This is a genomic window from Lagierella massiliensis (assembly GCF_001407835.1).
GTDB lineage: Bacteria > Bacillota > Clostridia > Tissierellales > Peptoniphilaceae > Mediannikoviicoccus > Mediannikoviicoccus massiliensis.
On sequence record NZ_CYUO01000005.1, the window covers coordinates 291750 to 300540 of the forward strand.

The 8791-nt window shown below is 34.3% G+C and carries 6 protein-coding genes; 4 read left to right on the forward strand and 2 right to left on the reverse strand.

The features are described 5' to 3' along the window. The first annotated feature begins 65 nt into the window (after positions 1 to 65). The 4 genes from hpf to BN2746_RS04940 all read left to right on the forward strand — a co-directional run bounded on the left by hpf (position 66) and on the right by BN2746_RS04940 (position 4695). Complete coding sequence (hpf, locus tag BN2746_RS04925) at positions 66 to 596, forward strand: ribosome hibernation-promoting factor, HPF/YfiA family (protein WP_055078724.1); 531 nt, start codon at positions 66 to 68, stop codon at positions 594 to 596. Positions 597 to 700: 104 nt separating this feature from the next. Next, positions 701 to 1225: a hypothetical protein gene (locus tag BN2746_RS04930; RefSeq protein WP_055078725.1), complete on the forward strand. Its 525-nt coding sequence runs from the start codon at positions 701 to 703 to the stop codon at positions 1223 to 1225. Then, on the forward strand, positions 1226 to 2635 hold the full coding sequence (locus BN2746_RS04935) for an alanine/glycine:cation symporter family protein (RefSeq protein ID WP_055078726.1): 1410 nt from the start codon (positions 1226 to 1228) through the stop codon (positions 2633 to 2635). Positions 2636 to 3786: 1151 nt separating this feature from the next. Further along, positions 3787 to 4695, forward strand: coding sequence for a radical SAM protein (locus tag BN2746_RS04940; RefSeq protein WP_055078727.1), 909 nt, complete (start codon positions 3787 to 3789; stop codon positions 4693 to 4695). 335 nt (positions 4696 to 5030) lie between these two features. Here BN2746_RS04940 and BN2746_RS04945 read toward each other — a convergent pair whose 3' ends face one another. Both BN2746_RS04945 and BN2746_RS04950 read right to left on the reverse strand, forming a co-directional pair. After that, positions 5031 to 6788, reverse strand: coding sequence for an ABC transporter ATP-binding protein (locus tag BN2746_RS04945; protein WP_055078728.1), 1758 nt, complete (start codon positions 6786 to 6788; stop codon positions 5031 to 5033). Further along, positions 6775 to 8505 carry an ABC transporter ATP-binding protein gene (locus tag BN2746_RS04950; RefSeq protein WP_055078729.1) on the reverse strand — a complete coding sequence of 577 codons (1731 nt, stop codon included), beginning with the start codon at positions 8503 to 8505 and terminating at the stop codon, positions 6775 to 6777. Before BN2746_RS04950 ends, BN2746_RS04945 begins: the two co-directional genes overlap by 14 nt. Positions 8506 to 8791: the final 286 nt, after the last annotated feature.

Genomic DNA, 8791 nt, shown 5'->3' on the forward strand with positions numbered 1-8791 from the left:
TTTTTTCTGTTGGGTATAAATAAAATATAAGAAATAGTTCTTATACTATTAGAGGAGGTATTTGTATGAAATTTACTCATTTAGGAAAAAATTATAAAGTTGGCGACAACTTAAAAGAGATGTCTGAAAAGAAATTGAGCAAACTTGAAAAGTATTTCGCAGAAGACATTGAAGCTAAAATTACTTACAGTCAAGAGGGAAACTCAGAGAAAGCAGAGGTGACCATACTCATACCTGGTACAGTTTTAAGAGCGGAACAAGTTTCCGATGACATTAGAAATTCTTTAGATAGAGTTGTAGACTCCCTTGAATCACAAATTAGAAAATATAAAACTAAATTACAAAAGAGATATAATAGCGGAAAGACAATTAGATTTGAAAATATAGAATCACATGAAGAAAAGGCTCAAGAAGCAAAAAAAATTGTAAAAGTTAAGAAATTTGGATTAAAACCAATGGATGCAGAAGAGGCAATTCTTCAAATGGAACTTATAAGCCACGACTTCTTTGTATTTTTAGATTCAGAAACTGACCTTGTAAAAGTTGTATACAAGAGAAAAGATGGCAATTACGGATTGTTAGAACCAGACTTTTAAATAAAAGGTTGACAATAAATTAATTACAAGTTAAGGTAATAAGGTAAGAAAGAGATATATTAATATATCTCTTTCTTACTATTAAATCATGAAAGGAAGAAAAAATGAAAAAGCAATCGCAAATAGTGCTTATGGCAAGTTTACTTTCACTTCTTAACCTTTCCATAGGCGATACAGACCTGAGAGTTTCCATGGGTATTATAGTTTTTGTAGTTGGTATTTTACTATTTGAAGACATCAATCCAATTTCACTTTCTTGTGCAACAGGACTTGGTGTATTTATTATGAGACTTATAGAGGCATCATTTGTTACAGGTCTTGATGGAAAAATGATTTTGTCATACTCACTTGAAATATTCTTTTATATTGCATATGGATTATTATTTTTCATTCTTGTTAGAAAAGAAGATCCAAAGCAACACAATCCAATTATTCTATTACTTATGATTTGTGACTTTGGTGCAAATGCAACAGAATCATTAATCAGATATTCAGTATCAAACTTTGGGCTTGTTACAGAAAACTTTTCCACAATATTCTTAGCTGCTTTCGTAAGATCTGCAATAATTTGGATAATTTGGAGGATTTCAGAAAGATATATTAAACCTAAGGAGGAGATTAAGAACTAAATGGAGTTAATAGAAAAAATAATTAAGTATTTAAACATAGCCCTTTGGGACTATATACTTTTATTCGGACTTGTAGGACTTGGTATTTATATGACAATACTACTTAAATTTCCACAGTTCAAAAGAGTATTTCCAGCTCTAAAGAGAATGATTAAAGATATAATAAATAAAGTAGAAGTACCAGAAGGTAGAATGACACCATTCCAATCACTTGCTACAGCAATTGCTGCACAAGTAGGAACAGGAAATATAATTGGTGTTGCAACAGCAGTTGCATCAGGAGGTCCAGGAGCTGCATTTTGGATGATGATTTCAGCATTCTTCGGAATGTCTACAATATTTGCCGAAGCAGTCCTTGCACAAAAATATAGAGAATTAAATAATGGAGAACTTGTAGGGGGCCCTGCATACTACATTAAAAATGGATTAAAAAATAAAACACTTTCATATATATTTGCATTCTTCTGCGTAGTGGCACTGGGAGTTGTAGGTATAATGGTACAATCAAACTCAGTTGCCGTATCCGTAAGTACATCATTTAACCTACCAAAAGTTTGGGTTTCAGTAGGACTACTTGCAGTAGTTGCCGCAGTTCTTACAGGAGGAATGGAAAGAATTGCAGGATTTACAGAAAAAATAGTACCAGTAATGGCATTTGCATATGTATTTGGTGCAATTTTAATAATAATCTTTTACAGAAGTAACATAATACCAGCAATAAAAATGGTTTTCGAAGGAGCATTTAACCCTAAAGCAATAAACGGTGGTATCCTTGGAATCGGTATACAAGAAGCAATTCGATTTGGAGTTGCAAGAGGACTATTTTCAAACGAAGCAGGAATGGGTTCAACACCACATTCACATGCAGTTGCAGGAGCAGACCACCCAGCAGAACAAGGTTTCATAGCCATGATAGGAGTGTTCATTTCAACTTTCCTAATCTGTATGTGTACAGTTTTAGTTTCACTTACATCAGGAAGCTATGACCCAACAATACCAGCAGCAACAATGGAAAAGACAGCGACACTTATGACACAAACAGGGTTTGCAAACGGATTTGGTTCATTCGGAGAAATCTTCCTGTCAGTATCATTGTCCTTCTTCTCACTTACAACAATAGTTGGATGGTACTTCTTTGCAGAATCAAACGTAAAACTATTAGTAAATAAAAACAAAAAGATAGTTGGAATGTTTAAATTCGTTGTACTTGCATTTTTACTTTACGGAACGACTTTACAAGAAGGATTCGTATGGGACCTTGCAGACACAGCAATGGGACTAATGGCACTTCCAAATGTTATAGCAATATTCTTTTTAGCAAAAGAAGCCAGAGAGATTTTGCGAGATTATGATAGACAAATTAAATCAGGAAAGCCACTACACTATAATTACGAATTTGAAAAAGAATAAAAATAGACACCCATTGGGAACCCCCTTGGGTGTTTTTTATGTGACAAGATGGAGATAGAATTGCCATATTACAACGAAAACATTTTGTTGCTGACATCCTTAGGTGGCGTGAGCGACTCGAAGGATCTCGCTAAAACGAAGAAAAAAATAGAAATATACATGCAGTAAAGTAAAACCTAACAAAACACAATAAAAAAAGTAGAAAATCCAAAAGATTTTCTACTACTTTCCCAAAGGGGTCTTGGGGTTTACCCCAAGTCGTTGGGAGGTAAAGGGGGATAGGAACCGTACGAAACGGTTCCTTTTCCCCCTTGATAATGATTAGAAATAACCAGGTAGTAGGGTGAAACACTACATAACATATTAAGATACTTTTGCATTTGCCTTTCACTGAAAAGCAAATGAGATACTTCGACTCGCCTTGCTCGCTCAGTATGACAGTACGGGGGGATAACATTCCTAAGAATAAGATGTGGGTAATACATTAGGTGCCGTAAGGCACACTAAGAAAATCAAAAGATTTTCTACTTCTTTTACTGGGTTTGGGGTATCCCCAATCGTTTTAAGGATGTAAAAGGATGGGGTTTTAGGGGCAGGATATGAGGGGAAATCGAAATCCCCTTCATCCTGCCCCTAAGAATAAAATAAAAATATAAAATAGAAAAAACCAGGTAGTAGAGTAAAACCTACAAAATAAACTATAAAACTTTATCATGAACTTTCATACAAAAAGTACAGCAATTTGATTTGTGACGAAGGAAAAAACGAGATCCTTCGACTACAAATTCTGCCTTGCAAAAATTTTCGCTCAGAATGACATCCATGTAGTGTAGAACCTCCAACAGTGGTGCCGTTAGGCACAAAAAGAAAATCCAAAAGATTTTCTTCCTCTTTCACACAGGGGTCTCGGGGAAACCCCGAGTCGTTGGGAGGTAAAGGGGGTAAAAGGGGGATAGGAACCGTACGAAAAGGTTCCTTTTCCCCCTTGATTATTATTAGAAAAAACAAGGTAGTAGGGTGTGACCCTATAAAACAAACAATGAAACTTTTGAATATATTTTTTATTGAAAGTTTTTTAAAACTTTCATCCTTTTGTTCTCTGGACACCAATCATTAAGTACATTAAAATAATAAATAGAAAGGAAATTCAAATGATAAAAAATTTTTATGACAAATATATGTATACACCAATGCCCGAAATGCATAACGAAATGATTCCAGTTACAGATGGATGTTCATATGGACAATGTATTTATTGTGACCTTAATATGGGGAAAAAATTTAGAGTATTTGATTTAGAAGATATAAAAAAATATATACAAAAAAGAGCGAGATTTTACGAAGGGAAGAGATTTACTCCAAAAAAATTTACACTTCTTGAAGGAAACCCACTTTGTTTAAAAACCGATTTTCTCGCAGAAGTTCTAATAGAGATAAAAAAGAATTTTCCAGAGATGAAATATGTATCCTGCTTTGCCCGCTCGGAAGATATACTGAGGAAAAGCAAAGAAGATCTTAAAAATTTAAAAAGTTTAGGACTTGACAGACTTTGCATAGGAATAGAATCAGGAGATGACGAAGTTTTAAAATTTCATCACAAAGGCGTTACCTCAGAAGAACAGCTTAAAGCACTAAAACTATTAGAAGAAGTAGGAATATCCTATTCATGCTATATAATGCTTGGACTTGGAGGAAAAAGCCATTCGAAAGAACATATCTTAAATACTGCAAAGTTTTTGAATAAGACAAATCCATTTGAGATAGTTGTAGTAAACTTAGTGATTTTTTCAGGAGCAGAATTAGTTAAATATGTAAAAAGTGGAGAATTTAAAAGAATTTCACTAAAAGAACAAATAGAAGAAGAAATATTACTTTTAGAAAATTTAAAAATTCACACAGTCTATAATGGAACACATAAAACTAAGATATTGCCATTAACCACAAAGATACCAGAAAGAAAAAAAGACCTTATAAAAATGTTAAAAGAAGAAGATGAAAAGACAAATAGAGAATTACTACAAGAAGAACGTAAAAAATGGGGAGTGTGGGATAAAGAATAAAAAATAGGTCGCCTTCTGACACTTTCCTGTCGGAAAGTGAAACGAGATCGACATTTGACCTACAACGAAGACTTCGTCTTCTGTTAGGTCAAGAATTCTTCGACTACAATTTTTACTGCGTAAAAATTTCCACTCACAATGACATTCATGTATTGTAGAACCTCCAATAGTGGTGCCGTTAGGCACAAAAAGAAAATCCAAAAGATTTTCTTCCTCTTTCCCAGAGGGGTCTCGGGGAAACCCCGAGTCGTTGGGAGGTAAAGGGGGTAAAAGGGGGATAGGAACCGTACGAAAAGGTTCCTTTTCCCCCTTATTTATCCTTTTAATAAAAGTTTTTACGAAAAACTTTCCCCCTTCAATTCATAGTACTTACCATGTTTTTTCATCAACTCGTCGTGTGTTCCCGCTTCTACAATTCGTCCCTTTTCCAGCACGATAATCTGGTCACAGTTCTTTATTGTCGACAGTCTATGGGCGATTATAAATGACGTTCTTCCCTTCATCAAGTTTTCTAATCCCATCTGGATATATTTCTCCGTCTCTGAGTCAATTGATGCAGTTGCTTCGTCTAACACCAATATCTTTGGGTCCATCAACACAGATCTTGCAAAGGTCACAATCTGTTTTTCCCCAAGGGATAGTCCTACGCCTTCGCCATTCAGGTTGCTGTCCAGTCCGTCATGTAGCTTTGAATACATATAGCTTCCCCCTGAGGTCTTCAGTGCATTTATAATTTCCTCATCACTGTGGTCATATCCAAGTGCGATATTGTCCCGTAGAGTTCCTTTAAATATAAATGGATCTTGTAGCACCAGTGACATATGTTTTCTAAGTTCCCTTGAACTATAATTATTTATATCTCGTCCATCAATCAAAATCTCTCCACTGTCCACATTATAAAATCTAAAAATCAAGTTTATAATTGAACTCTTTCCAGATCCAGTGTCCCCAACAATGGCAGTTTTAGTTCCCCTTGGTGCGTGGAAACTGATATTATGAAGTACAGGATTTCCATCAACATAGGAAAAACTTACATCTCTAAATTCCACATCTCCACACACATTTTCTAAACTCTCCTCGCCTTCATATTCATATTCTTCGTCCAACACCTCTGTAATATGATGCGCCGAACCCAGTGCCTTTTCAAGAATGTTCATACGTCTTAAAGTATTTGTGATATTTTCATAAATCTTATTATTATATTGGATTAAAAGTAACATAAACCCAACCGTCATAACAGGGCTTTTTTCCAAAATCCCCTTTCCAACCACATATACAATAACAACAGTGGAAAGCATCCTTAAAAAGTCCGACAGATTCCATGAAAACAAAGAGTCAAACACTTCAATTTTAAGTCCAGTTTTGTATAGTTTATCATTGCTATCTTTAAACTCATCATAGGCTTCCTCAGTTACACCAAAGGCTCTAAGAATTGAAACTCCATTCAAATTTTCATTTAAATCCGCGGTAATCTTCGACCTGTCCTTTCGATATGCAATGTGAAGTCTTGCAGAATATTTATTATAGACTATAATGAGCACAATCATAATTGGAACTGGCACACAGAGAATAAGCCCCGCATAAAAGTCCTTTCTCATAACGTATATAATAGAACCGATTATAAAGCAGATTGAAGAAAAAGCAGTAGCAAATCCATAGAAAAATATTTCCTTAACCTGGTCAATGTCACTTACCACCCTTGAAGATATAGTTCCAACAGGAGTTTTATCATAAAAGGAAAGGGGCAGTTTCAAAGTGTGAAAGTAAAGTCTTTCCCTAAGACTGTGGGCAGCCTTGTTGGAAGTTCTCTTTAACTGCAACACCTTTACATAGTTAAAAACATTTGTAAATAGAATTGACCCCATATATAAAGAGGAAGTAATTATAAAAGATTTCTTGTTTACAATGCCAACCTTAGAAGAAATTTCCACATCAATTAGCTTCTTTAGTATAATAGGGGATAGTAGCCCTAAAAAAGTTGCAATTAATGACAGTACAATTCCAAAAAATAAATCGACCTTTACATTTTTTAGAGTTGACAACATTAGTCGTCCAGTCCCCTTACGGAACATTTTTTCATTAGTACTCTCCATACAACACCCCCTGACTTAGAGCTTGCTCATAAAACCACTTTCTATTTTTCACAAGGCTATTAAAATCGCCCCGTTCGACAATTTTGCCATTGTCCACCACCAATATCTCATCAAAATCTTTAATTGCACTGATTTTGTGGCTGGACATTACAACAATCTTGTCACCAAGAACACTATTCAGATTGTTTAAAATATTTCTTTCAGTACTGTTGTCCACCGCAGAAAGCACATCATCAAGAACCAACAAATCCACATCAGTTAACAAAGCCCTCGAAAGAGATACCCTCTGTTTTTGACCACCAGATAGACTAACACCAAGCTCACCACTTAAAGTTTCAAGACCCTCAGGAAGATCCTTCAAATCCTTTTCAAAGTCCGAAAGCCTTATGGCATTGATCACAGCCTCTTCATTTACATCACGAAAGAATTTAATATTCTCCCCAATGGACTTACTAAACAAAAAGTGTTCCTGAGGCACATAACCAATTTTTTTCCGAAGAACATCAAAGTTTACTTCCTTTACATCAACGCCATTGATTTTGATTTCACCAGAAAAATCAGGATATTCCCGAATGACCATACGTAAAATAGAAGTCTTACCACTCCCAGTCTTACCAACAATTCCATATCTCTTTCCCTTTTCAAGATGAAGATTGATATTAGAAAGACCAAAACTATCATTCATAGGGTAGCTAAAGGAAACATTACTAAAGTCCATAGAATCAATAGATGTAATCACATCAAAGTCACTTTTTTTCTTACCTTCACCGTAGTCAATTAAATTTTCAACCCTCTTCAAACTATTCTTTCCCGCCTTGGAAATTACGATACAGTCGCTTATAGCAAAGGCAGGCCAAGAAAGGTACATTAGATACATGGAAAAAGTTACAAGCTCTCCATAGCTAATCTTTCCTTCCTTAATAAGCCTTGCACCAAGTACAAAAGAAACAACTGCCCCAACTCCAGAAATAATTTCCACAATGGGCATATATAAAGTGTTTAGTTTTTGCAACCTAAGCTCTTCGTCTAAATTTTTATCAACCTTCTTCATAAAGCCCCTGCCCATAATAGAAGAAAGATTAAAAGTTTTAATCACCTTTATACCAGTGTAGGTTTCAAGAGCAGAGTCATGCAAAGAGTCCATTGACTTCTTTAGAGAAAGATACCTTCTATCATAGTTCTTGCTCACCAAAGTTACCAAGTAAACCATAATAGGCAAAGTAATAATAGGAACGATAGTTAAAGGTACAGAAATATTAAACATATAATAGAAGATAAGACAGGGAAATAAAATTCCATCCATCAAAGTCATCATTCCATACCCAACCACATCAGCAATATTCGCAGAGTCAGAAGTAGCCTTGTTTATAATGTCAGAAATTGGATTTTTCTTAAAAAACACAGGGCTTTGACTAAGTGCCTTAAAAAAGATTTTTAGTCTTATCTCATTGTCAACATAGTAGTAATTTCTAAAGAAAATATAATTCCACAGTCCATTAGCTATGTAGTTAAAAGCTCCCACACATAAAATAATAATAGAATACTTTTTTACAATCGGTAGAGTCAACGTCCCAGACTCCACAAAGCCAGTCAAAGTACCAACAATTTTAGGAAGTAATAGAGTTGTAAACAAAGTCAAAATACCAACAACAAAACCAAAAACCATTTGATACTTAAACTTTTTTACCAAACTATAATACTTTTTTAAATTAGACATATTTCACCTCCAATAAGACCATGATAAAACAAGATTTTCCATAAGTAAAGAGTAGAAAAAAATGTATCGTATCCCATAACACTTAAAGAATAGTTTAATATCTGAATAGAAGCTTAAAACTAAATCCTTTAAATTTAAAATTAAAAAGAGAGCATAAATATCAAAAAAAAAAAAAATAAAATTTCAAAAATGATTTAAATAAAAATTTTAAACCAACAAAATGGTGTATAATAGAATCAGAGGAGAGAAGAAAAAAATATTGTAAAGGCAAAACGAAAATAAAAAA